Origin of the sequence: Thiopseudomonas acetoxidans, from assembly GCF_030362935.1 — a bacterium.
GTDB classification, from domain to species: Bacteria; Pseudomonadota; Gammaproteobacteria; order Pseudomonadales; family Pseudomonadaceae; genus Thiopseudomonas; species Thiopseudomonas acetoxidans.
On the sequence record NZ_JAUCDY010000007.1, the window covers coordinates 92,651 to 116,643 of the forward strand.

The 23,993-nt window shown below is 48.3% G+C and carries 27 protein-coding genes; 4 read left to right on the top strand and 23 right to left on the bottom strand.

The annotated features are described in order from the left end of the window. Positions 1-2: 2 nt before the first annotated feature. The 3 genes from QEZ41_RS07460 to QEZ41_RS07470 form a co-directional block, all read right to left on the bottom strand. Entirely contained in the window at positions 3-332 is a 330-nt protein-coding gene (locus QEZ41_RS07460) for a DUF4389 domain-containing protein (RefSeq protein WP_289410772.1), read from the bottom strand. A gap of 2 nt (positions 333-334) precedes the next feature. Beyond that, positions 335-1,363 carry an NAD(P)H-dependent glycerol-3-phosphate dehydrogenase gene (locus QEZ41_RS07465; RefSeq protein WP_289410773.1) on the bottom strand — a complete coding sequence of 343 codons (1,029 nt, stop codon included), beginning with the start codon at positions 1,361-1,363 and terminating at the stop codon, positions 335-337. A gap of 79 nt (positions 1,364-1,442) precedes the next feature. Then, positions 1,443-2,351 (bottom strand): AEC family transporter, encoded by a 909-nt coding sequence (locus QEZ41_RS07470; RefSeq protein WP_289410774.1) that lies wholly within the window; start codon positions 2,349-2,351, stop codon positions 1,443-1,445. A 331-nt stretch (positions 2,352-2,682) separates the two neighbouring features. Here QEZ41_RS07470 and fabA point away from each other — a divergent pair, with 331 nt between their 5' ends. Further along, complete coding sequence (fabA, locus tag QEZ41_RS07475; RefSeq protein ID WP_289410775.1) at positions 2,683-3,198, top strand: 3-hydroxyacyl-[acyl-carrier-protein] dehydratase FabA; 516 nt, start codon at positions 2,683-2,685, stop codon at positions 3,196-3,198. 11 nt (positions 3,199-3,209) lie between these two features. Then, on the top strand, positions 3,210-4,427 hold the full coding sequence (gene fabB / locus QEZ41_RS07480) for a beta-ketoacyl-ACP synthase I (RefSeq protein ID WP_289410776.1): 1,218 nt from the start codon (positions 3,210-3,212) through the stop codon (positions 4,425-4,427). Positions 4,428-4,483: 56 nt separating this feature from the next. On the opposite strand, the gene QEZ41_RS07485 is transcribed toward fabB, so the two are convergent. Next, positions 4,484-5,470, bottom strand: a complete 987-nt coding sequence (locus QEZ41_RS07485) for a YhdH/YhfP family quinone oxidoreductase (protein ID WP_289410777.1) — start codon at positions 5,468-5,470, stop codon at positions 4,484-4,486. 111 nt (positions 5,471-5,581) lie between these two features. Then, positions 5,582-6,604 carry a protease SohB gene (gene sohB, locus QEZ41_RS07490; RefSeq protein WP_289410778.1) on the bottom strand — a complete coding sequence of 341 codons (1,023 nt, stop codon included), beginning with the start codon at positions 6,602-6,604 and terminating at the stop codon, positions 5,582-5,584. Positions 6,605-6,794: 190 nt separating this feature from the next. Here sohB and QEZ41_RS07495 point away from each other — a divergent pair, with 190 nt between their 5' ends. Beyond that, positions 6,795-7,106 (top strand): SCP2 sterol-binding domain-containing protein, encoded by a 312-nt coding sequence (locus QEZ41_RS07495; RefSeq protein ID WP_289410779.1) that lies wholly within the window; start codon positions 6,795-6,797, stop codon positions 7,104-7,106. 82 nt (positions 7,107-7,188) lie between these two features. Here the strand turns inward: QEZ41_RS07495 and speE are convergent, their stop codons facing one another. After that, complete coding sequence (gene speE, locus QEZ41_RS07500; protein WP_289410780.1) at positions 7,189-8,049, bottom strand: polyamine aminopropyltransferase; 861 nt, start codon at positions 8,047-8,049, stop codon at positions 7,189-7,191. Between the two features lie 91 nt (positions 8,050-8,140). Further along, positions 8,141-9,115: an HTH-type transcriptional regulator CysB gene (gene cysB / locus QEZ41_RS07505; protein WP_289410781.1), complete on the bottom strand. Its 975-nt coding sequence runs from the start codon at positions 9,113-9,115 to the stop codon at positions 8,141-8,143. 87 nt (positions 9,116-9,202) lie between these two features. Between cysB and QEZ41_RS07510 the strand changes: the two genes are divergently transcribed. Then, the gene (locus QEZ41_RS07510; RefSeq protein WP_289410782.1) at positions 9,203-9,964 is read left to right on the top strand and encodes a 4'-phosphopantetheinyl transferase family protein; all 762 of its coding nucleotides are present in this window, start codon (positions 9,203-9,205) and stop codon (positions 9,962-9,964) included. Between the two features lie 10 nt (positions 9,965-9,974). Here the strand turns inward: QEZ41_RS07510 and QEZ41_RS07515 are convergent, their stop codons facing one another. The 16 genes from QEZ41_RS07515 to QEZ41_RS07590 all read right to left on the bottom strand — a co-directional run bounded on the left by QEZ41_RS07515 (position 9,975) and on the right by QEZ41_RS07590 (position 23,986). Beyond that, entirely contained in the window at positions 9,975-10,712 is a 738-nt protein-coding gene (locus QEZ41_RS07515) for an S-methyl-5'-thioinosine phosphorylase (RefSeq protein ID WP_289410783.1), read from the bottom strand. 8 nt (positions 10,713-10,720) lie between these two features. Next, complete coding sequence (gene nagZ, locus QEZ41_RS07520) at positions 10,721-11,716, bottom strand: beta-N-acetylhexosaminidase (RefSeq protein ID WP_289410784.1); 996 nt, start codon at positions 11,714-11,716, stop codon at positions 10,721-10,723. A gap of 37 nt (positions 11,717-11,753) precedes the next feature. Continuing rightward, the gene (locus QEZ41_RS07525) at positions 11,754-12,257 is read right to left on the bottom strand and encodes a L,D-transpeptidase (protein WP_289410785.1); all 504 of its coding nucleotides are present in this window, start codon (positions 12,255-12,257) and stop codon (positions 11,754-11,756) included. Positions 12,258-12,262: 5 nt separating this feature from the next. Further along, positions 12,263-12,940 (bottom strand): TetR/AcrR family transcriptional regulator, encoded by a 678-nt coding sequence (locus QEZ41_RS07530; protein WP_353061896.1) that lies wholly within the window; start codon positions 12,938-12,940, stop codon positions 12,263-12,265. 111 nt (positions 12,941-13,051) lie between these two features. Then, positions 13,052-14,026 carry a lipoyl synthase gene (gene lipA, locus QEZ41_RS07535; RefSeq protein ID WP_289410786.1) on the bottom strand — a complete coding sequence of 325 codons (975 nt, stop codon included), beginning with the start codon at positions 14,024-14,026 and terminating at the stop codon, positions 13,052-13,054. Beyond that, positions 14,023-14,676, bottom strand: coding sequence for a lipoyl(octanoyl) transferase LipB (gene lipB / locus QEZ41_RS07540; RefSeq protein ID WP_289410787.1), 654 nt, complete (start codon positions 14,674-14,676; stop codon positions 14,023-14,025). The genes lipA and lipB overlap by 4 nt, the downstream gene beginning before the upstream one ends. Further along, positions 14,676-14,951 carry a YbeD family protein gene (locus QEZ41_RS07545; protein ID WP_289410788.1) on the bottom strand — a complete coding sequence of 92 codons (276 nt, stop codon included), beginning with the start codon at positions 14,949-14,951 and terminating at the stop codon, positions 14,676-14,678. Before QEZ41_RS07545 ends, lipB begins: the two co-directional genes overlap by 1 nt. 59 nt (positions 14,952-15,010) lie before the next feature. Then, on the bottom strand, positions 15,011-16,171 hold the full coding sequence (locus QEZ41_RS07550; RefSeq protein WP_289410789.1) for a D-alanyl-D-alanine carboxypeptidase family protein: 1,161 nt from the start codon (positions 16,169-16,171) through the stop codon (positions 15,011-15,013). A gap of 44 nt (positions 16,172-16,215) precedes the next feature. After that, positions 16,216-17,187: a septal ring lytic transglycosylase RlpA family protein gene (locus QEZ41_RS07555; RefSeq protein ID WP_289410790.1), complete on the bottom strand. Its 972-nt coding sequence runs from the start codon at positions 17,185-17,187 to the stop codon at positions 16,216-16,218. 5 nt (positions 17,188-17,192) lie between these two features. Further along, on the bottom strand, positions 17,193-18,119 hold the full coding sequence (mltB, locus tag QEZ41_RS07560; protein WP_289410809.1) for a lytic murein transglycosylase B: 927 nt from the start codon (positions 18,117-18,119) through the stop codon (positions 17,193-17,195). 78 nt (positions 18,120-18,197) lie between these two features. Continuing rightward, complete coding sequence (gene rodA, locus QEZ41_RS07565; RefSeq protein ID WP_289410791.1) at positions 18,198-19,343, bottom strand: rod shape-determining protein RodA; 1,146 nt, start codon at positions 19,341-19,343, stop codon at positions 18,198-18,200. Further along, entirely contained in the window at positions 19,343-21,217 is a 1,875-nt protein-coding gene (gene mrdA, locus QEZ41_RS07570) for a penicillin-binding protein 2 (RefSeq protein WP_289410792.1), read from the bottom strand. The genes rodA and mrdA overlap by 1 nt, the downstream gene beginning before the upstream one ends. A gap of 15 nt (positions 21,218-21,232) precedes the next feature. Further along, positions 21,233-21,700, bottom strand: coding sequence for a 23S rRNA (pseudouridine(1915)-N(3))-methyltransferase RlmH (gene rlmH / locus QEZ41_RS07575; protein ID WP_289410793.1), 468 nt, complete (start codon positions 21,698-21,700; stop codon positions 21,233-21,235). A 3-nt stretch (positions 21,701-21,703) separates the two neighbouring features. Then, positions 21,704-22,069, bottom strand: a complete 366-nt coding sequence (rsfS, locus tag QEZ41_RS07580; RefSeq protein ID WP_434556801.1) for a ribosome silencing factor — start codon at positions 22,067-22,069, stop codon at positions 21,704-21,706. Positions 22,070-22,086: 17 nt separating this feature from the next. Further along, positions 22,087-22,728 (bottom strand): nicotinate-nucleotide adenylyltransferase, encoded by a 642-nt coding sequence (gene nadD / locus QEZ41_RS07585; protein WP_289410794.1) that lies wholly within the window; start codon positions 22,726-22,728, stop codon positions 22,087-22,089. Further along, positions 22,721-23,986: a glutamate-5-semialdehyde dehydrogenase gene (locus QEZ41_RS07590; RefSeq protein WP_289410795.1), complete on the bottom strand. Its 1,266-nt coding sequence runs from the start codon at positions 23,984-23,986 to the stop codon at positions 22,721-22,723. The genes nadD and QEZ41_RS07590 overlap by 8 nt, the downstream gene beginning before the upstream one ends. Positions 23,987-23,993: the final 7 nt, after the last annotated feature.

Genomic DNA, 23,993 nt, shown 5'->3' on the forward strand with positions numbered 1-23,993 from the left:
ATCTACTCTGCTGTGTCCACTTCTTTGCGTGATTGATAAGCTGCTTCGCCTTCGGCCGGATAAGCTTGGGGCCAGTCAGCAATTGGCCAAGGCTTTTCATCTGTACTGAACACCTCAAAACGCCCAATTTGTAGCAAATATTGGCTTAACGAGTCACCGAAGCTCATCAGGTTTTGATGAGGCGCCGCATAGATCAAACGAAACACCAACTGCGCCAAAACCACTAACCCCAACAAGGGTACCGCTATCTGCCAAACCAACAAAAAAACCAACATCCAGATGATACGCAAAACGATAGCTTCTCGAGCTATACGTTTGGCTAGCCTATTCATGCTCATACTCCAAAACCCTCGGTGGAGATAAAGTCAACCTCTGTTTTGGGCTCGCCCAGCATCAAACCACCCACCACCTGCTTCATGGTGTAGCCATCAAACAACACGGCATACAAGCCCGTAACCAAGGGCATATAAACACCCAGTTCTTCGGCTTTCTGTTTGAGCACCTTAATAGTGTGCACGCCCTCAGCCACCTCACCCAAACGCTCCACGGCCTGCTCTAAGCTCAGACCTTCACCCAACGCATAACCAATTTGGTAGTTGCGACTTTTTACCGAACTGCAGGTCACCACCAGATCGCCCACACCCGCCAAACCTAAAAACGTCATGGGATTTGCACCCAGCTTGACCGCAAAACGAGTCATTTCTGCTAAAGCCCGAGTAATCAGCATACTGCGAGTATTCTCGCCCATGCCCATAGCCACCGCCATGCCCGCTATAATAGCGTAGACATTTTTCAATGCCCCACCCAACTCAACACCAAAGCGGTCCGCACTGGCATACACACGAAACGTGTCGCCATGCAGCACTAACTGCACTTGTGCACACAAGTCGGCATCTTCACTGGCAATCACGCTGGCGGTCAACGCATGTTCGGCAATTTCGCGCGCTAAATTAGGGCCCGACAGCACACCGATACGCGCCTGGGGCGCAATGTCCTCTAAAATCTGACTCATCAACTTAAAGGTATCTGCTTCAATCCCCTTGGTGGTGCTAATCAGCAGCTTGCTGCTCAGTATATCCGCATAAGGCTCTAACACGGCGCGCAACGCTGTTGAAGGCAAAGCCACAAAAACCATATCGCAGGCGACCAAGCTCGCAGCCAAGTCAGTAACAGGCTCGATACCCTTGAGCAAAGGCACATCCTTTAAATAGCGCGGGTTTTTACCATGCTCACGCATATAAGCAGCTTGTTGTTCATCGCGCATCCACAACAAAACACGCTGTCGATTGCCCGCTAATAAATTAGCCAGCGCCGTACCAAAACTACCGCCACCTAAAACGGCAACAGGTTTAGTTGTTGTCATTACATCTCTCTCCCACCGCCTATAGCGAATCCAAGCATTATAGAGAACTCACCTGCCTTCACCAATCTATTTACATGGCTCAGCTTGGCAGTAGCATTAACACCAAGGGCAGACTCAACGCAGCCAATAACGTTTGCATGGTAATAATCCCCGCCATCAACTGACTGTCCCCGCCCATTTGTCGAGCTAAAATATAGGCACTGGGCGCCGTTGGCAGGGCAAAAAATATCACCACTAAAGCGCCAGCCAAAGCGGGCAACTGCAACAACCAAGCGAGTAAACCAACCAAGCACGGAAGTAACAGTAACTTACCAGCACTATTTAGCAACAAGGCATGCCGCTCACCCAGCAAATACGCCGGCTGTAAAGCGGCTCCCACACAGAGCAACCCCAAAGGCAAACTAGCCGCACCCAGCATGCTTAAAAACCTGTCGCTACCTAACGGCAATCCCACCTCAGATAAATTCAATGCAATGCCCACAACACAGGCCAAAATTAAAGGGTTCTTCAGAACAGGCAACAGCAGCTGCTGAATGCGCACCTCTTTACCCGCTGCCAAAGCCCACACAGATAACAGATTAAGAATGGGAACTTTAATCGCTAAAATAATGGCAGCCAAAGCCAAGCCATCCTTGCCAAACATCGCAGCAACAACAGCCAAACCCAGATAGGTATTAAAGCGCAGCGCGCCTTGCGCCAAGACACCAAATCGCGTGGCAGGCCAGCTATAGCGCTTACGCAACAACTGTAAAACAGCCCAAGCCACTGCAATACTCAAAACAATCAACAGTGCCATCTGCGGTAAGTCGGGACTAAAAAACGGTGCCAGTGTTAGGCTGCTAATCAATAGCGCTGGAAATAAGAAAAAATAGTTTAACTTTTCCGCACCCACCCAAAATTCAGCGCCAAAAAGCCGCAGTTTTTGCAACACAAACCCACTTACAATCAAAGCAAAGATAGGCCATAACGCCAATAAAACACCCTGCATAACAGCCCCTATTTGTTCTACGCCTACATTTTTTCCTGCTCGATACTATACAAGACAAAGCGCTTTACAGCGCAACAGGAAAGGTCCGCTTTGCCATATTAATGCTCCAAACACGCATTACTACAACGAACATGTGACTTAGGTTAAGTGGCACTTGTCTATCTGTACTGTAAAATGCTGTTTTTTTAGTTAAAGCCTCCCTGCATTACTAACGAGCAGCTTTGCGTCAACACAATATAAAGTCTTAAGTTCTATAGATTTTTCTTGTTACCCAGATTTAAATAGGCAATTATTTTACGCCTACTAAGAGAACACTTTACAAGGATCCAGCATGAGCAAACAAAATTCCTTTACCTACGAAGAGCTTCTAAAGTGCAGTCGTGGAGAACTCTTCGGACCCGGTAATGCGCAGTTGCCAGCGCCCAATATGCTGATGATTGATCGCATTACGCACATCTGCGAAACAGGTGGTAAGTACGGTAAAGGTGAAATTGTCGCCGAGTTAGATATTAATCCTGACCTATGGTTTTTCGGCTGTCACTTTGAAGGTGACCCAGTAATGCCCGGCTGTCTTGGTCTAGACGCCATGTGGCAATTGGTTGGTTTTCACTTAGGCTGGCAAGGTAACCCTGGCCGCGGTCGCGCATTAGGCTCGGGGGACGTCAAATTTTTTGGTCAAGTACTACCCACAGCTAAAAAGGTCACTTACAACATTCATATCAAGCGCACCATTAACCGCTCACTAATCCTAGCAATTGCTGACGGCACCGTGAGTGTTGATGGTCGTGAAATCTATAGTGCCGAAGGCTTAAGAGTCGGCCTATTTACTTCCACTGATTCTTTTTAAGGATGGAATGTATGCGTCGTGCAGTAATCACAGGTATTGGTATTGTTTCTTGCTTAGGAACAGATAAAAACACAGTTATAGACAGCTTGCGTACTGGTCGCTCTGGTATTCGTTTTAACCCAAGCTATGCTGAGGCTGGCTTGCGCAGCCAAGTTTCCGGCTCTGTAGATATCGATTTAAACGAATTGATTGATCGCAAAGTACTTCGCTTTATGGGCGACGCAGCTGCCTTTGCCTATCTTTCCATGCAGCAAGCGATTGAAGATAGCGGCCTAACTGAAGAGCAGGTATCTAACCCGCGCACGGGTTTGATTGCGGGCTCCGGCGGCGCCTCCACCTTGAACCAAATGGAAGCCATCGACACCCTACGTGAAAAAGGCGTTAAGCGCATCGGTCCTTACCGTGTCACTCGCACCATGGGCAGTACCGTTTCAGCCTGTCTGGCGACTCCTTTCAAAATCAAAGGGGTTAACTACTCTGTTTCCTCTGCGTGCGCCACCAGCGCTCACTGTATTGGTCAGGCCGTTGAGCAAATTCAGCTCGGCAAACAAGACGTCGTTTTTGCCGGTGGTGGCGAAGAAGAGCATTGGAGCCAAAGCTGCCTGTTTGATGCCATGGGCGCGCTCTCCACTCAATACAACGACACCCCAGACAAAGCTTCCCGTGCTTACTGCAGTAAGCGTGATGGCTTTGTCATTGCTGGCGGTGGCGGCATGATAGTTGTTGAAGAACTTGAGCATGCCTTAAAGCGCGGCGCTAAAATTTATGCTGAGATCGTCGGCTACGGCGCTACATCCGATGGTTACGACATGGTCGCACCTAGCGGCGAAGGTGCTGTACGCTGCATGCAACAGGCCCTAAACAACGTGGACGCTCCGGTTGACTACATCAACACGCACGGCACTTCTACCCCTGTGGGCGATACAGCAGAACTTAACGCTATCCGCGAAGTATTTGGCGATAAAAACCCTGCAATCAGCTCCACCAAGAGTTTGTCTGGCCACTCTTTAGGCGCCACTGGCGTACAAGAGGCCATTTACTCGTTGCTGATGATGGAAAATAATTTTATTGCCGGTTCGGTCAATATCGAAGACATGGATGAAGCGGCTAAGGGTTTAAATATAATCACCAAAACCCAAGAAAACGTAACGCTCAATACCATTATGAGTAACAGCTTCGGTTTTGGTGGCACTAACGCCACGCTGGTGTTACAACGTTATAACCACTGATTTAGTTAGCACTGCACAAAAAAGGCTGCCGCGGCAGCCTTTTTTATTGCTCTAATTTAATCAACGCGCACTAAAATACGTCCGCGTTGCTGACCAGCCAGCATGGTTTTTATCGCCTCGGCAACTTCACTAAGATTAATCTCTTGCACTAGAGACTCTAAATCCATTTTCCATTGCAATGACAACTTATCCCACATCGAGGCCTTAACCACTATAGGCAACTCAACTGAATCAACGCCTAAGAGGTTCACGCCACGCAAAATAAATGGGAAAACATTACCCTTAAAATCAGTTCCAGCAGTTAACCCACAACAAGCCATGCTTGCGCCGTAATTCAATGCTTTAATCACATTGAACATCATCTCGCCACCGACTGTATCCACTGCACCGGCCCATCTTGGACGCAGCAAGGGTTTGTCGGCCCCTTCTAAGAGCTCAGCACGATTAATCACCTGACTAGCGCCTAATTGTTTTAAAAAATCAGCCTGCTGTTCTACTTTTCCTGTTGCTGCGACCACGGAGTAACCCAACTGGCTTAGCAGCTTAATCGCGATCGAGCCTACACCTCCTGTGGCGCCGGTCACCAGCACGTCACCATCACTTGGTCGCAAACCAGCTCGCACCAGCTTTTCAACACACAAGGCAGCGGTCAAGCCAGCCGTACCTAGAATCATCGACTCACGTAAAGACAAACCCTGTGGTCGCTTGATAACCCAGTCGGCAGGCACGCGAATATATTGCGCCAACCCACCAAAGGTATTCATACCTAAATCGTAGCCAGTGACTATAACCTCATCACCCTGGGCAAACTCGGGCACATTAGAGCTTTCCACCACCCCCGCCGCATCAATACCTGGGGTATGTGGATACTTTCTAGTGACCCCTTTATTACCCATTGCCGACAGTGCATCTTTATAGTTCAGTGAGGAGTATTTGACTCGAATAAGCACATCACCCTGTGGCAATTCTTCTTTAGCTCGCTCGACAACTTGCTGCTGAAACTCAGGCTCTTCTGTGACCCATAGCGCTAGATAACTGCTCATCATTTTCTCCACCACATACGTTTAGGTTGGGAAGACTCTATCGCACGTTCTACCCAGAAAGCGCACCCAACCAAATGGATGCCTGTATTTAATTCACACTATCCGTCTAGACTAACGCCAAAACCTTTGCTGTAACAGTCTTTCCCACCAACGTAGTAGAAACGAATCTGTGGTCAACAATGCTGCAAGACCGATACGTTCCTGCATGCTTTTGCGAAATGCGTACTCCAATGCGTAAACTTTACTTTCTTGCGCTCGCTTAGACAGATATTCATCACTGGTTTGTAACTGATCCACCAACTCAAGCTTTAGCGCATCGGTTCCCAGCCAAATCTCACCTGTAGCAACTTTGTTGATATCCAGCTGCGGGCGATAACCAACCACAAACTCTTTGAATAAATCATGAGTGGTTTGTAAATCCTCTAGAAACTTTTTACGACCTTGCTCGGTATTTTCACCCAGCACCGTTAATGTGCGCTTGTATTCACCCGCTGTCAGAATTTCCACGTCAATATCATGCTTTTTCAGTAGTCGATGAATATTGGGCAACTGCGCTACCACACCCACTGACCCCAAAATCGCAAAGGGTGCGCTAAGGATTTTATCCCCTAAGCACGCCATCATATAACCGCCACTGGCCGCCACCTTATCCACACAAATAGTTAACGGAATACCAGCTTGGCGAATCCGCGCCAACTGCGATGCAGCAAAGCCATAGCTGTGCACCATCCCCCCTGTACTTTCCAGCCTGAGCACCACCTCGTCGTCTTTCTTAGCCATGGAGAGCAAAGCCGTCACTTCGTGGCGTAAACTATCCGCCGCTGAAGCTTTTATATCACCAGCAAAATCCAGCACAAAGACACGCGACTGTTCAGTTTTTTGTTTCTTCGCGTGTTTCGCCTTATCAGCCTCTTGTTTATTCACGGCTTTAAACTGTTTCTTATCCAGCAACTCAGCCTGAAGTTGCTGCTTAAGATCACCATAAAACTCATTGAGCGACTTCACATGCAAACTGCCTTCTTTGCTTCTGCCGCGGCCTTTTGCGCTGGCCGCGAAAGCTAAGATGATAGCCACCACCATAACTACGGTAACTGCACGCAATAAAAATCCTGCATAGTCCAGAATAAAGTCCACAAAGCCTCCATAAAGCTCGGATAATTAGTGTAAAAACGATTGCTCAATTATACAGCAAACTGACAAACCCATAAGGATTTCAAACATGCGTATGAAACTATTTGACAGCACAGCTGCTTAACCCTACTCTTTAGCTGTAAACAGCGACCACCGCTACCCTTCTATCAATTATCTAATAAGGATAAAAACCATGTCTGCTGCTGAGATTATTGAAAAATACATCGCAAACTTCGACTCTGCCGCTGCTGCTGGCCTTGATCTTACTTTCCAGCTCAACATCACCGATGGCGAAAATTACCACCTCATCGTAAAAGACGGAACCTGTAATGTACAGGCGGGTGATGCAGCCGATGCAAATGTCACGCTCATTATGGACAGCGATACCTTTAAAGAAATTGCCAGCGGTGAAACCGATGGTATGCAAGCCTTTATGGGCGGCAGACTCGCAGCGGAAGGCGATATGATGCTCGCTATGAAGCTTGGCGAGTTGTTCCCCGTTTAAAACAAAAAAGCTCCTAAACCGTGTTTAAGAGCTTTTTAATGCAACGCAAGAGCCTAGTCAGCAACAGCTGCTAGGCTCTTTTTTAATCGTTATTGTGTTTACCAATCGCTTGCAAAACATACTGCGGTAGCGCAAACGCTGCCTGATGAATATCCGCGTTGTAATAACGTGTGGTCACGCCACTCTCAGCATAGCGCTGACGCAACACCGCTAAGGGCTGCTGGCGTGCCGCCGGATTCTTAGCCGCCCACGCAAAGGTCATCGCCCCACCAATGTAAGTCGGTACTGCTGCATGGTAAAAATGCCAGTCGGCAAACAAAGATGAAATATGCTTAGCTGTGGTTTTCACCTCATCCAACTGCAAGAAAGGCGTACCGTTTTGGGCGACCAAAATCCCGTCAGCGGTTAGACAGCGATGGCACGCCTCGTAAAACCCTTCCGAGAACAGCACTTCTGCAGGGCCTGTTGGGTCTGGGCAGTCACTAATAATGACATCAAATGTATCAGTGCAATTAGCCACGAAACTCATACCGTCATCAATCACTAGGTTGACACGTGGATCATCAAACGCACCGTTGGAGTGCTTGGGCAGATACTCTTTACACATATCCACCACCGCTTGATCGATCTCGACCATGGTCACATGCTCAACGCTGGCGTGACGACACACTTCGCGCAACATACCGCCATCACCGCCGCCGATAATCAGCACACGACGGGCAGCGCCATGCGCCAAAATAGGTGTATGGGTGAGCATTTCATGGTAAAAAAACTCATCCGCCTCAGTGGTCTGGATAGCACCATCAAGCGCCATCACTCGCCCCATTAAGGCATTTTCAAAAATAACCAAATGTTGGTGTTCGGTGCGCACTTCATGCAGCATTTTATCCACTGCAAAGTACTGACCATAATTCTTGTGTAGTGTTTCGCGATACTCAGCCATTACCCGACCTCTCCTTAAACTAATAATAGCTAGCCCAGCAGCCATAATAAGGCGCGCATAGTAGCAAGCAACCCTAGCCAGCTCAATGTTACTAATAGCTGGGCAATTTCACTCCAGCAAACAAAGCATTAATTTCTTCTTGATTGCGGCACTGTATGACTTGCGATTGCACCTTTGGGGTTAGATGCGGGGCAAAACGCTCAATAAACGAGGCCATATAGCCACGTAAAAAAGTACCGCGCCTGAAAGCAATTTTAGTCACACTCGGCTCAAACAACTCACTGGCATCCAAAACCACCAAGTCGCTATCTTCAACCTCATCCACCGCCATACGCGCTACGATGCCCACGCCTAAGCCCAGTCGCACATAGGTTTTAATCACGTCAGAGTCAGCCGCCGTAAACACTACTTTGGGTTCCAGACCTTGTTCCTTAAACGCCTCATCCAGTTTAGAACGACCGGTAAAACCAAAGACATAGGTCACAATGGGATGCTGTGCCAAGGTGGTTAGACTGATTTTTTTCTCTTGTGCCAACGGGTGTTCTTTAGGCACAACGACGCAACGGTTCCAGCTATAGCACGGCATGGTAATCAGCTCGGGGAAGTCTTCTAGCCCCTCGGTGGCAATAGCAAAGTCCACTGAGCCATCAGCAGCCATTTCGGCAATTTGCGCCGGTGTACCCTGATTCATATGCAAAGACACATCAGGAAACTCTTGGATAAACTGACCTATAACCTTAGGCAGCGCATAGCGCGCCTGTGTGTGCGTCGTAGCTACCGTCAGTTCACCGGCACGCTCGTTAGAGAACTCTTGTGCAATCTGCTTAATGCTTTCGCATTGGCGCAATATCTCCCCAGCCGTATCAATAATGCGCTGACCCGCTGCGGTGATATGGGACAGGTGCTTGCCGGAGCGGGCAAATATCTCTACCCCTAGCTCATCTTCCAGCAAGCGAATCTGTTTACTGATGCCTGGTTGAGAGGTATATAAAACCTGCGCTGTTGCTGATACATTTAACCCATTACGGGAGACTTCCCAGATATAACGAAGCTGCTGTAATTTCACCTTGACCTCTACGTTGCCGAAAATGACTTTAATACCTTATAATCAAACACTCTAAATAACACTACTCTTATAACACAATTCAACTCATTGGATAAAGCCATTAACGCAAAAGCACCTCAGCAAACAAACAAAACTCCCTTTATTACCCAGATTAATCAGGACTGGCCCTTTAACAATCCATGGTCAGGTTGCGCGTTTGCCTCGTCTAACTTTAATGCTGGGTTGGTCAGCAGTACAGATTTTGAAAAACTGGCCCTGCCCCCACTTAAGGCCACCAATAAACGCCAAGCTGAGTTTGTTGCGGGGCGTTACTGTGCGCAACACGCACTGAACCAAATTATTGCCAGCCCTATTGTTCCTGCACGCCATCCAGATACAGGACAGCCTGACTGGCCACAAGGTTTATGTGGTTCAATCAGCCATAGTCACGGCTGGGCCGCTGCAGTGGTATCGCGGCAGCAAGATTGGTTGGCATTAGGTTTGGATATTGAGCGCTGCATAGCAAGCACTCGCGCTGAGCGCCTGCACAAAGCAGTGCTTAGACAATCGGAGTTGGACTTGTTTGAATCCGTCAATCTCTGGACGTTTGCGGAATTTTTAACCTGTATTTTTTCCGCTAAGGAAAGCCTGTTTAAAACGCTTAACCCACTCACCCAGCGTTACTTTGGTTTTTTGGATGCAGAAGTCATCAGTCTCAACGATGACGGAATCTTTAAAATTCGTCTATTAAAAGAACTCTCTAGCCACTGGCCCAGCCAAAGTATTATCAGCGGCCAATGGGTACGATTTGCCCATGGCTTTATTACTATTGCAGGGGTTCAAGCAGCGGAACCCTTGCATAGCAACTGAACAAAACAGCCTAGGCCGTCAACACGCGTGCCAAGATGGATTTCACCTTATCCATGCCTGTTTTAATCGCCGCATCGATTTGCGCCATGGTAATCACTCCATCTGACTTACCCGCGGCAGGATTCACCACCAAAGCGAGGCTGGCATAGCTAAGACCAAGCTCACGCGCTAAAGCCGCTTCGGGCATGCCGGTCATACCTACAATATCGCAGCCATCACGTTCCATGCGCTTAATTTCCGCTACGGTTTCCAGACGCGGCCCTTGAGTACAGCCATACACCCCATGGTACTTACAGGAATACCCATGCACGGCTATCGCCGCACTTAACCGCTTACGCAGGTTGGCATCGTATGGATAGCTAAAATCCACGTGGGTAACATGCTGCAAATCACCTTCAAATAGCGTGTGTTCACGCCCCCAAGTGTAATCAATGATTTGATCGGGAACGCAAAAATGTCCTGTTTCTAAATCGCTGGCAATGGAGCCGACGGCGTTGACTGAAATAACCTTATCCGCTCCAGCATGGCGCAAAGCCCAGAGGTTGGCGCGGTAGTTGACCTGGTGCGGAGCAATGCGATGCGGGTGACCATGACGGGCTAAAAACAACACCTCACGTCCGGCATACATACCATGCAAAACTGCCGAAGACGTAGCGCCATAAGGCGTGTCAAGCATTTCCGCATTGCGAATGGTTAAACCCTCAAGCTGGGTTAATCCGGTACCACCAATAATTGCAAATTTAGACATAAAATCCCCTACTGCGCGGCCAATAAGCTTATCGCTCGGCGCGCTAATTGAAATTCTGGCTGAGACTGAAACTCTTTTTGTAATCTGTTTTTACCAAGCATTATAGAGGTGTGTGCACAGGGTTGGATTTTCTCTGTTTGCATCGTCACCAAGGCTTGCTCGGCAGCAGCAGGATCATTGCACACCAGTGCAATATCACAACCTGCACTGATTGCTGCCAAGGTACGCGCGGCCATATCACCCACCACATGAGCACCCGCCATACAAAGATCATCACTAAAAATCAAACCCGTAAAACCCAGTTGCTCACGCAATACTTGCTGTAGCCAAAAACTGGAAAAACCTGCTGGCAATTCATCTATCTCAGAATAAATAACATGAGCAGGCATAACGGCTGTCATTTCTTGCGCCAATTCAGCAAAAACCCTAAGATCTGTTTTCTCTATAGCGCTCAAACTGCGTCTATCAATCGGCACGGCAAAGTGAGAGTCCGCCTCGACCCAACCATGCCCTGGGAAATGCTTGCCCACGTTGGCCATGCCTGCCTTAGCCATGCCCTGCATAAAGGCGCGGGCTAGACTCGTCACCTGTGCCACTTGCGCGCCAAAAGAGCGGTTGCCAATCACGGTATTATGGCCATAGTCCAGATCCAGCACGGGTGCAAAACTAAAATCAATACCAACAGCCAATACCTCTGCAGCCATTAGCCAACCACAAAGCTGAGCATTTTTTTGCGGCTCACTGCTCTGGGCGATAGCTTGCATAGAAGGCAAAGCGCTAAAGCCACGGCGCAAACGCCTCACGCGGCCGCCCTCTTGGTCAACAGAAATTAACAAATCATTACGTACCGCTTTAATGCTGCGACACAGTTCTGCGACCTGTTCCGGATGCTCGACGTTACGCGCAAAAAGAATCACACCGCACACCTCTGGCTGACGCAAAATAGCGCGCTCGTGGGCAGTTAACCAAGTGCCCTGCAAATCCAACATTAATGAGCCTTGCATAAAACTTCTTCCTTATAAAAAATACTCATCAAAACAATCACTTCTCATTAATGTGCACTAAAGTACCAACGCTCACCTGATTAAATAGCTCAGCCAACTCTTGGTTTTCCATGCGGATACAGCCATGTGATACGGGCTGTCCTAGCAAGTGCGTATCTGGCGTGCCGTGAATATAAATATAACGCGCAAAGGTATCTACTTCGCCTAGTCTGTTTTTACCCAGCTCACAACCGCTCAACCAAAGGATGCGCGTTAGAATCCAATCCCGCTCAGGGTGTTGCTCCTGCAGTTCAGGCGTGCAAATCTCGCCCGTCCAGCGTCGTCCGCTAAAGACCGCACCCAGAGGCATATCCGCGCCAATTTTAGCGCGCACATAGTGTTTGCCACGCGGTGTACAGCCAGAGTTTTTTTGCTCACCGGCGCCGGCCAGAGCCGTAGAAATACTATAGGTTTGAATCAGTTCTTCGCCCGCATAAGCAGTCATGCGTTGTTGCGCAATAGAAACATATAATGCATCAATGTGGCTTCTATACAGCTTCACTAATCTTACATCTCCAGTGCAATAGGTTGTACGTCTTCTAAAGCTTGTTTGGCGCTAGGCGCCTGCATTCCAGCAGCCAAAAATGGCACCATCATGCGCATAATTTGCTCAGTTGAGGTTTTAACATGAAAATCAGTTTCGGCCATGGCACGCAAGGCTTTAATACCTGACATGCTAAAGGACACTGCGCCGATCATGAAATGTAGACGCCAGAACAGCTCTAGGGGTGACATTTGCGGCGCTGCTTTATGCAATAAAGCCACATAACGGCGAAAAACCTTGCCGTATTTTTCGTCTAAATAGCGCCGTAAATGCCCCTGACTTTGACTAAAAGATAAGCCCACCAAGCGCATAAAGACCGACAAGTCACTGCGGTTACGCGGCTCTAGTTTGAGGGTTTGCTCCAACAGCAACTCTAGCAAAGACTCTAGGGTTTCTGGCTGTCGCTGGCTGGCCTCTAAGCGATCCAGCTCAGCATCCAGGTTGGCGCAGAAGGGTTCTAGAAAGCGCGAAAAAACCGCCTGAATCAGCGATTTCTTCGAACCAAAATGATAATTCACCGCAGCCAAATTAACCTGAGCCTTACTGGTTATAAGGCGTAGTGAGGTCTCCGCAAATCCTTTTTCCGCAAACAATGTTTCCGCTGCATCTAAAATACGTTCAACTGTGTCTAACTGAGCCATGTCTATACTCAAAAACAATAAAAATCAAACATACGTTTTAAACGTAATCACTGTCAAGATTTTAAATGAGCAACAGGCGGTTTAGTCTATATAGGCGGCCTAACACAGGATTCACAAAACTTCTTGCGATTGTTGATCTGCATGGTAAGACGAGCGCACCAAAGGGCCCGACGCCACATTCTTAAAGCCCATTTTCAGGCCTTCCTCCGCAAACCACGCAAAGGTATCTGGGTGCACATAGCGCTGTACCGGCATATGATCCCGTGAAGGTTGTAAATACTGCCCCAAGGTCAGCATATCAATCTGATGCTCACGCATACGCTGCATCACCTCGATCACTTCCTCGTCAGTTTCTCCCAGTCCTAGCATTAAGCCCGACTTGGTTGGCACTTGGGGTGTTGTCTGCTTAAAACGCTCCAGCAAATCCAATGAACCCTCAAAGTCTGAACCTGGACGAGCTGCACGGTACAAACGCGGCACGGTTTCTAGGTTGTGGTTAAACACATCCGGAGGAGTCTGGGCTGTAATTGCCAACGCCACTTCTTCACGCCCACGGTAGTCCGGCACCAGAGTTTCAATCTGAATATTCGGTGACAACGCCCGTATTTCGCGTACACAATCAGCAAAATGCTGCGCCCCGCCATCACGCAAATCATCGCGGTCAACCGAAGTAATCACCACATAGTTCAAGCCCATATCCGCAATGGCTTTGGCGAGGTTATGCGGCTCATTCGCATCCAATGCATTGGGACGGCCATGGCCCACGTCGCAAAACGGGCAACGGCGGGTGCAGATATCACCCATAATCATAAAGGTAGCTGTACCGCTAGAGAAACACTCACCCAAGTTTGGACAGGAGGCTTCTTCACATACGCTGTGCAATTTGTGCTGGCGTAGCGTTTGTTTAATACCCTCAACTGCAGGCGAAACCGGCACTTTAACCCTAATCCAATCAGGTTTACGCAGCACATCATCCGTTGGAATCACTTTGATCGGAATACGTGCCAGCTTTTCAGCACCACGTAGTTTTACTCCAGTTTCAACAGGACGCGATTTTTGCGCTGCAGCTTGGGTTTGCTTATTCATAATTCGATGCCACCGTTTTGCGGGATAATGTGTTGGTAGCCAAGCTCTGCGCTAAGGATAGTGCTTAGCTGTTGCCCGACCTCAATTAGATTAACAGGTGTTTGTACGAGCGCGGCCATCTGGGTCATAGCCAAGCCTTGATAACCACAGGGATTAATGCGCTGGAAAGGCTGTAAATCCATGTCCACATTCAGTGCTAAGCCATGGAAAGAACAGCCTCTACGGATACGCAAACCCAGCGATGCAATTTTCGCCTGACCCACATACACACCCGGTGCGTCAGGTTTGGCATACGCCTCAATACCGTAACCAGCTAGCAGCTTGACCAAAGTAGTTTCTAGTTTAGACACTAGCTCGCGCACGCCCATTTGCGCGCGGCGTACATCAATTAACACATAGGCTACCAACTGGCCAGGACCGTGATAGGTCACCTGCCCGCCACGATCCACCTGTACCACTGGAATATCGCCGGGCATCAGCAAATGTTCAGCCTTGCCAGCCTGCCCCTGCGTAAAAACAGCGGGGTGCTCCAGTAACCAGATTTCATCCAGGTTCTGCTCGTCACGTGTATCGGTAAAATGCTGCATCGCATGCCAAACAGGTTCATAAGGAACCATACCTAGATTGCGTAGCTGGATATGTCTGGGCATTAAAGCACCATGCGTACCATGCCAGTCTCGCGTAACGCTTCATTAAGCTTGCTTAGATGTTCTTCACCGTGAGCGGTAATACATACCCGTACCGAGATAAAGCGACCATTGCTGCTTAAGTGCTGTTCTACCTGCTGCTCAAAATCAGGGCAGTGTTGGCAAACGATGCCCACTACCGTATCAATAAATTTATCGCAGTTATCACCAATAATTTTTATTGGATAGTCTGCACAAGGAAACTCTATTTTGGGGGGCTGGGGTTCTACTTTGCTCATAATTTGACCGCTAACCATGTAATCCTAGGCACGCTTGACTCACGCACCCTGGGCTTAAATTAATTAAATAAATTATAAAAAAACAAACGTACACTGTCCCATATACGTTTAAAGAAACCACCCTGCTCTACAGTTTCTAGGGCAACCAAATCAGCGCTATGCAATAACTCACCACTTAAACGCACTTCAACAATGCCCAGGCGTGTACCCTTTTCTACCGGGGCAACGATTCCCTTATCTAACACGGCTTCTGCTGTCAATTTTTGCGCTTGACCGCGCGGAACTGTCAGAGTGAGGTCTTTAACTAGACCTACGTCAATTTGATTTTTGCTGCCCTTCCAAACAACCGGACTGGCTAACGCCGTACCTTTAGGATAAAAGGTTCTGTTTTCAAAAAATCTAAAGCCGTAGGTTAATAATTTCTGTGTTTCTGCAGCACGACTGGCTTCGTTCTTGGTTCCAAAAACCACTGAAATTAAACGCATGTCATCACGCACTGCAGACGCGACTAAACAGTAACCCGCTTCATCCGTATGACCCGTTTTTAAGCCGTCTACGGTGCTATCGCGCCAGAGCAATAGGTTTCTGTTTTGCTGCTTAATATCATTAAAAATAAATTCTTTTTGTGCGTAGATTGCATAATGCTCAGGCTCATCATAGATAATCGCCCGCGCCAATTTAGCCATATCTATAGCTGACGAATAATGATTCTCCATCGGCAAACCTGTCGCATTTAAAAAGTGCGTATTGGTTAAGCCAAGGTTTTTGGCGGTGGCATTCATCATGCTGGCAAAGGATTCTTCACTGCCGGCAATGTATTCAGCCAACGCCACGCTAGCATCATTACCGGACTGAATAATTACACCACGAAGCAGGTCAATTACCGAAACCTGTTTACCCACCTCAATAAACATGCGTGAACCGCCTGTGCGCCAAGCTTTCTCGCTAATAGTTACGAGGTCATCTTCAGCAATTTGACCGTTTTGTATTTCTTTAGTAGCGATATAGGCCGTCATCAGTTTAGTCAAACTAGCTGGCGGCAATTCTTCTTGCCCATTATGCTCAACCAGTATTTTCCCTGTTTCAGCATCCATGAGCACATAGGATTTAGCAGCTAACGTAGGCATGCTTGGAATTACCGGCTGGGCGGCATATGCATGACTTGTAAGGGTAAGCAAGGCTAAACAAAGTAGTTTATAAACACGTTTTTTGAGTTTCATTTTTATTCCAATTCCAGCCAAATCAATGTGATTCGTTGTGCAGACTAATTATTAAAAACTAGAGACGGGGTTGCTAAGTTAGCTTCCCGGATTCGCTGCTGTAAGAGTTCAGCGTCGTCGCGTGATGCAATGGGTCCGATACGCACGCGGTGCAGAACCTGCTCTTCAATGACCACGGAGCTCACAAATACCGTGCTTTGCGTCATATCTGTCAGCTTATCACGTAACAGCTGCGCCGCATCCGGATTCGCAAAAGCACCCGCCTGCAGATACAGACCCGTGGTGATATTGTGCGTGGCTTGCTGCTGTATCTGTAACGGCAATACAGCGCCCGCATGCTGTGCCAATGGTGGCTCATACTGTTCCTCAGCGTCTTGCTTAAGTGTATTCGAAGCTTGATAAGTACCCATCACCGGCGTTTGCTTGCCCTGCTGTGCCCACCACTGTTCAGGATTAATTCCTTCTACTTTTACTCTAGCCACGCCTTTTTCGGCAAAACCCAGCTTTTTCGCAGCTGCAAAAGAAAGGTCAATAATGCGATCCGCATAAAAAGGGCCGCGGTCGTTAACACGCAACACTACTTTTTCGCCATTATCCAAGTTGGTTACTTGCACATAGCTGGGCAAGGGCAACGTCTTGTGCGCTGCGGTCATGCCGTACAGATCGTATTTTTCACCATTGGCGGTGTCTTGCCCATGAAACTTGGTACCGTACCAAGACGCCAAGCCCGTTTCTTGGTACTGGCTTGCATCCTGTATAGGGTAATATTTTTTACCTAAAACCGCATAGGGTGCTGCTTTATAAGGACCATAATGAGGCGTTGGTACGGCGTCAGGTATGCTGGACACATCTTTATCCCACCAGGGCGCACCATCTTTTGCCGTACGCTTAATGGTTTGAGTCGCAGCAGGCATAGATGCTTCTGGCTGACTGACCATCTTGCCTCTGTTTTGGCAGCCTGAGATAGACACTGCTATGGCTAGCAGCCAGCAAAACTTAGATATTGGTTTTCTCATTACGCTTAATCCCGATACTGCTGTGCAAGTTCGTGTGCCAACTGTGTTACTGCCATGGCGTACATTTCACTGCGGTTATACTTGGTAATAGTTTGGAAGTTTGTTAACCCCAACCAATACTCATCACCCTGCTCTGCGGCCAATTTAAAGGCCGTCACCATAGCATCATCATTGACCGTTTGCTCTGTGCTCCATCCCATGGCTGCTAGTTCTTTAAAACTATGCTTAGGCGTCAAAGAACCTGTTAAACCCTGCTCCGCTGCCTGGCTATTTAACTGTGCCTGTACAGCAACGTCCTGCTCAGGCTGCCAGCCATGCTTAATAAAATAATTAGCCACGCTGCCAATAGCATCCTCAGCATCAGTCCAAATATTTATTTTACCGTCCTGATTAAAATCTACCGCATACGCACGAAAACTTCCCGGCATAAACTGCGGCAAACCCATTGCACCTGCATAAGAGCCTGTTAACTCGGTTGGCTCAAACAGTTCTTCGCGTACCAGCAACAAAAACTCTCTTAACTGTGAACGAAAAAAAGGCGCGCGCGGTGGGTAATCAAAGCTCAATGTCGATAACGCATCCAGTACGCGATAACGACCGGTATTGCCACCGTACATGGTTTCCACACCTATAATAGCCACGATAAACTCTGCCGGAACGCCATATTCTCGCTCTGCTTGCGCCAGTGCTTGCTCATGTTCGCGCCAAAACGCTAGACCTTTATCAAGGCGTTGCTGGGTTAAAAAAATGGGTCTATATTCTTTCCAAGGCTTCACCCGCTCGGCCGGGCGCGAAATCGCATCTAAAATACTCTGTTGCTTTTTTGCTTGACCTAAAACCTGCTGTAAATATTCGGCTGAAAAGCCATATTCAAGCACCATTTCTTCAATAAAATCCTGTACTTGAGCTTGTTCAGTATAGTTTTGCGCCATAGCTGTAGACAGCCCACAGCTTAACAACAAAGCAGATAGAGTTTTCTTAATCACAATCACCTTCCATAAAAGCTAGATTTACGCATAAGAAATCCATTTTCTATGTGTATGAATCGCCATCAAAATACCAAAACCTGACAGCAGTGTTACCAAGGATGTTCCGCCAAAACTAATGAAGGGCAGGGGCACTCCCACCACGGGTAGCAGCCCGCTAACCATGCCTATGTTAACAAAAACATAGATGAAAAATGTCAGTGTAATAGAGCCCGCCAACAGCTTATTAAAGACTGTTTGTGCCTGCAAAGTAATAATAAACGCACGCGCAATCAGCAATAAATAACAGAGTAAAAGCAGGCACACACCCACCAAACCAAACTCTTCAGCGAGTACCGCAATAATAAAGTCAGTATGGCTTTCAGGTAAAAAATCCAAATGCGACTGGGTTCCTGCCAACCAACCTTTACCCGTAGTACCGCCAGAACCTATAGCGGCTTTAGACTGAATAATATTCCAGCCACTGCCCAGCGGATCGCTCTCTGGACTTAAAAAGGTCATAACACGCTGACGCTGATAACTGCGCAAAAAAAACAGCCAGGTCACTATACCTGCTGGCACAGCCGCCGCTATGGCAGCAATAATCCAACGCCAACGCAAGCCGCTTAAAAACAACACAAACAAGCCCGAAGTCGCTACCAACAAGGATGTACCCAAATCGGGCTGGCGTGCAATAAGCGCACAGGGCAGCACAATCAACAACAAACTGACCACGATGTGTTTAAAAGTCGGCGGCAGATTATGACGCACTAAATACCATGCGACAGCGAGCGGCATAAATAATTTCATTAATTCTGAGGGTTGAAAACGCATGACGCCTGGAATATTTATCCAGCGGGTCGCCCCCATGGCGTTATGCCCCATCACCTCAACCACAACCAACAGGCCAAAACCAATTATGTATAATCCTGCTGCCCAACGCGCCATCAGCCTTGGTTCTAGCTGAGCGATAACAGCCATGACAAATAAACCCACTGCAAAAGAGCTTGCCTGCTTAATCAGCAAAGCTTCACTTTTACTGCCCGCGGAATACAGAATAAAAAACCCCACGCTACTAATCAGCAAAATTAACAGCAATAACCAACCATCTAAATGCACCCGCTGCAACAAAGAAACTCGACGACGCGTCACATCACCGCTATCAAGCAAAGCATCGAATTTCTTCTGCATTATTCTGTTTCCTGAGTCTGTGGCTCAATGTCTTCATCAGCCGTTGGGCCAAGCAGCCAGCCATCCAATACCATTTTTGCTACCGGCGCTGCTACACCTGAGCCAGACTCACCGTTCTCCACCATTACAGCAACAGCTATTTGCGGGTTCTCTACGGGAGCGTAGGCAATAAATAAAGCATGGTCACGGTGGCGCTCTTGCACCTTATCACGGTCGTATTTTTCGCCCTGTTTAATGGCAACCACTTGTGCTGTACCGCTTTTCCCTGCGATTCTGTATGGCGAGCCTTCACCCACTTTTCTCGCTGTACCTCTGGCTCCATGCATCACGCTTTCCATACCGTCACGCACCGACTCCCAATACTTACTGTTAGATAACTTAATATCCGGGTGTGGGGATTCATCAGTCACGGGCACGCCACCTACTGTTTTAGCCAAATGCGGACGTACCCACTTACCACGAGTGGCCATTAAACCAGTCGCATGCGCCAACTGCAGCGGCGTAGATTGCATATAGCCCTGACCAATACCCAGAATTAAAGTTTCACCTGGATACCAAGGCTGACGATAGCGCGCACGCTTCCAATCTCTGGAAGGCATCAGGCCGGCACTTTCCCCAAACACATCCAAGGCTACCCGCTGACCAAAACCAAAGCTGTCCATGTATTTGTGTAAATTATCGATACCTAGCTTATAAGCCAGATCATAGAAGTACGTATCATTGGAACGTGCTATAGCTAAATCAAGATCCACCCAACCATCGCCAAGACGGTTCCAGTTGCGGTACTTGTGGGTATTGTTGGGTAGTTGATAAAACCCTGGATCAAACACCTTGCTGCTCGGTGTTATCACTCCTGTATCCAGACCTGCAACAGCCACCATGGGTTTAATGGTTGATCCAGGCGGATACAGACCGCGTAAAACCCGATTAAACAAAGGCTGATCGATTGAGTCCCTTAGCTCGCCATAGGCTTTAAAACTAATCCCTGTAACAAACAGATTGGGATCAAAGCTTGGCTCACTGACCATAGCTAGAATCTCACCCGTATCAGGCACTAAAGCAACCACCGCGCCACGCCGCCCTGCTAGCGCTCTTTTGGCTACCTGCTGTAATTCATAATCCAGCGTTAAATAAATATCCTTACCGGATTGAGCTTCGTTACGTTTCAGTACGCGCAAGACGCGTCCACGGGCATTCGTTTCCACTTCCTCGTAGCCCACTTCGCCGTGTAGCTCATCTTCGTAAAACCGCTCAACGCCTGTTTTGCCGATATGGTGCGTGCCGCTGTACCGTACTTTATCGAGTTTTTTTAGCTCATCTTCGTTAATACGACCGACATAACCCACCGAGTGAGCAAAGCTTTTACCCTTGGGGTAGTGACGCACCAGATGCGCAGCTACCTCAACCCCGGGCAAACGGAACTGATTGATCGCGATAAGTGCGATCTGCTCTTCTGATAATTCAAATAAAATAGGTACCGGCTCAAAAGGACGTCGCGCCTGTGCAACCCGCTCTTCAAACAACATGAGGTTTTCTTCATCGAGCTGCAAAACCTCGACAATCTTTTGCAGTACATCTTGCCACTCGCCGGCACGCTCTTTGGTGATGGTCAAACTAAAGCTGGGTCGATTTTCCGCTAAAATGACACCAGTGCGATCGTAGATTAAACCGCGCGTGGGCGGCAAAGGCTGCACATGAATGCGGTTGTTTTCAGCCAAAGTGGAGTGGTGCTCATACTGCACAACCTGCAAGTAATACATGCGCGCTACCAACACCATCGATAGCAATAAAATGAACACGCCAGTCATCATTAAACGAGAATGGATCAAACGTTTGTCGCGCGCATGATCTTTTAATCGAATAGGTGATGACATAAAAGTAAGCTCTATTTACTTATGATAGGGATGACCGCTTAACACAGTCCAAGCACGGTAGATTTGTTCGCCCACCAAAATACGCACCAAAGGATGGGGCAAGGTCAGCGCTGATAAGGACCATTTCTGGTCACTACGTTCAATCACCTGCTGCGCTAAGCCTTCGGGTCCGCCCACCATTAGATTGACGGTGCGTGCGTCATTGCGCCACTTATCCAGCTCCACCGCCAGCTGTTCGGTACTCCAAGCCTTACCCTTCACCTCTAGGGTAACGACAGCCTCGCCCGGCTGCACTTTGGCCAGCATCAGATCACCCTCCTGACGAATCAGGCGAGCAATATCAGCATTTTTACTGCGCGTGGATAGGGGTATTTCAACCAATTCAAGCTGTAGCTCGGGCGGCATACGCTTAGCATAAGCGTGCCAGCCCTCCTCCACCCAGCGCGGCATTTTACTGCCTACAGTGATTAAACGAACACGCACTCTTTAATCTCTCTGCACAGTACCCTGCTCTATACGGCTTTGTTCAGCACCCTGCCAAAGCTTTTCTAAGTCATAAAACTCGCGTACTTCTTCTTGCATGATATGCACCACCACATCACCCAAATCAATCAGCGCCCACTCACCATTGTCTAACCCTTCACTGCCCAAAGGTTTGCAGCCTTGCTCTTTGGCCTTGACCAAAACAGCATTAGCAAGTCCTTTAACATGACGCGCCGACGTGCCCGAAGCAATCACCATAAAATCAGTGACGCTGGTTTTGCCGCGCACATCAATATCCAAAATATTTTTGGCTTTACCGTCATCCAGCGCTTCAATTACCAGAGCTACTACTTGTTCATTAAGCAACATTCAATTTCTAACCTCAGTTAAACAGGCCGATATAAGCCCTGTGTTTGTATAAATTCTAAAACCGCATCCGGCACTAAGTAACGTATGTTTTCGCCTTCGCTTAACAGCGCTCTAATCTGCGTTGCAGAAACGGCCAAGGGTGTTTGCTGTAAAAAAACTACCGAACCGGCTGGACTCGTTATCTCCTGCCAATCAGTAGCTACTTTGTTGTCAATCAACGCATGCACAGCCGCTGGTGCTTGCAGTTGCATATCAGGGCGCTGCAATACCAACAGATGGCAGTGTTCTAACAATTCATCCCAACGATGCCAGCTAGATAAACCACAAAAAGCATCCCAACCAAGCACAAAAAACAACTGATCGTGCGGTGCCAACTCTTGGCGTACTGATATAAGTGTATCTATGGTCCAAGAAGGCTTATCACGTTTAAGTTCACGCGCATCCACAGTTAACAAAGGCTCATTGGCAATCGCTAGCTCCACCATCTGCAAACGCTGCTGTGCACTGACATTAGGTGCAGCACGGTGCGGTGGCAGCGCATTGGGAACAAGGCGTACCGCATCCAGCTTGAGCGCCTGCGCCACCTCCAGCGCACTGCGCAAATGCCCTATATGAACCGGATCAAAGGTGCCACCAAAAACAGCAACGCGTTTAGCCACGTATGTGCCCGTCACCAAAGACTATGTATTTCTCACTCGTCAAACCCAACAAACCCACCGGACCACGGGCGTGTAGTTTGTCCGTAGAAATACCTATTTCAGCGCCCAAACCGTATTCAAAACCATCGGCAAAGCGGGTTGAAGCGTTGATCATCACCGAGCTGGAATCCACCCGAGTCAAGAAGGTACGTGAGTGGGTATAGTTTTCCGTAATAATGCTGTCGGTGTGCTGCGAGCTGTATGTATTAATGTGGTTAATCGCCTCATCCAGCGAATCCAAAATTTTAACCGCCAAGATTGGTGCATTGTATTCTGCGTGCCAATCTTCTTCAGTGGCCGGTTGCATAGCATCGGCAAAGTGTTCTAAGCAGCGTGAACAACCGCGTAGCTCAACACCCTTCTCTTGAAATATCGCCACCAAAGGTTTGAGTACTGACTCAGTTTGCGAGCTGTGAACAAGCAAGGTTTCCATGGCGTTGCAGGGCGCATAACGCTGCGTTTTGGAGTTATCCGCCACACGAATCGCTTTTTTTGCGTCCGCAAATTCATCGACATAGACATGGCACACGCCATCAAGATGCTTAATCACCGGCACCTTGGCTTCACGGGAAATACGCTCAATCAAGCCCTTGCCGCCACGCGGTACAATCACATCGACAAATTCAGGCATGGTAATTAACGCACCTACAGCCGCTCGATCTGTCGTCGCCACTACCTGTACAGCTGTTGCTGGCAAGCCAGTGGTCGCCAGAGCGCGAACAATGCACTCAGCAATAGCTTGGTTAGAATGAATCGCTTCAGAGCCACCCCGTAAAATGGTCGCATTACCAGACTTTAAGCACAGGCTAGCTGCTTCAACCGTTACGTTGGGGCGTGACTCATAAATAATACCAATCACCCCAAGCGGTACACGCATTTTGCCCAGCTGAATACCCGAAGGCACATAGCGCATATCTTGAATTTCGCCAATGGGGTCAGGAAGGGCCGCCACTTGACGCAAGCCTTCAATCATTTCCTCAATACGCTTAGGCGTTAGCTCTAAGCGATCCAGCATGGCATCATCCAAGCCGTTCGCACGCCCAGCAGCCATATCTTTAGCATTGGCTGCCAATAACGACTGACTGGCCTGCTCTAATTCCTGCGCTGTAGCTAACAAAGCATTATTCTTTTGTGCAGTTGAAGCACTGGCCAACACCCGCGAAGCATCCCGCGCTGCCTGCCCTAACCCGTGCATATAGGTTAAAACATCATTAGTCATAGCAACC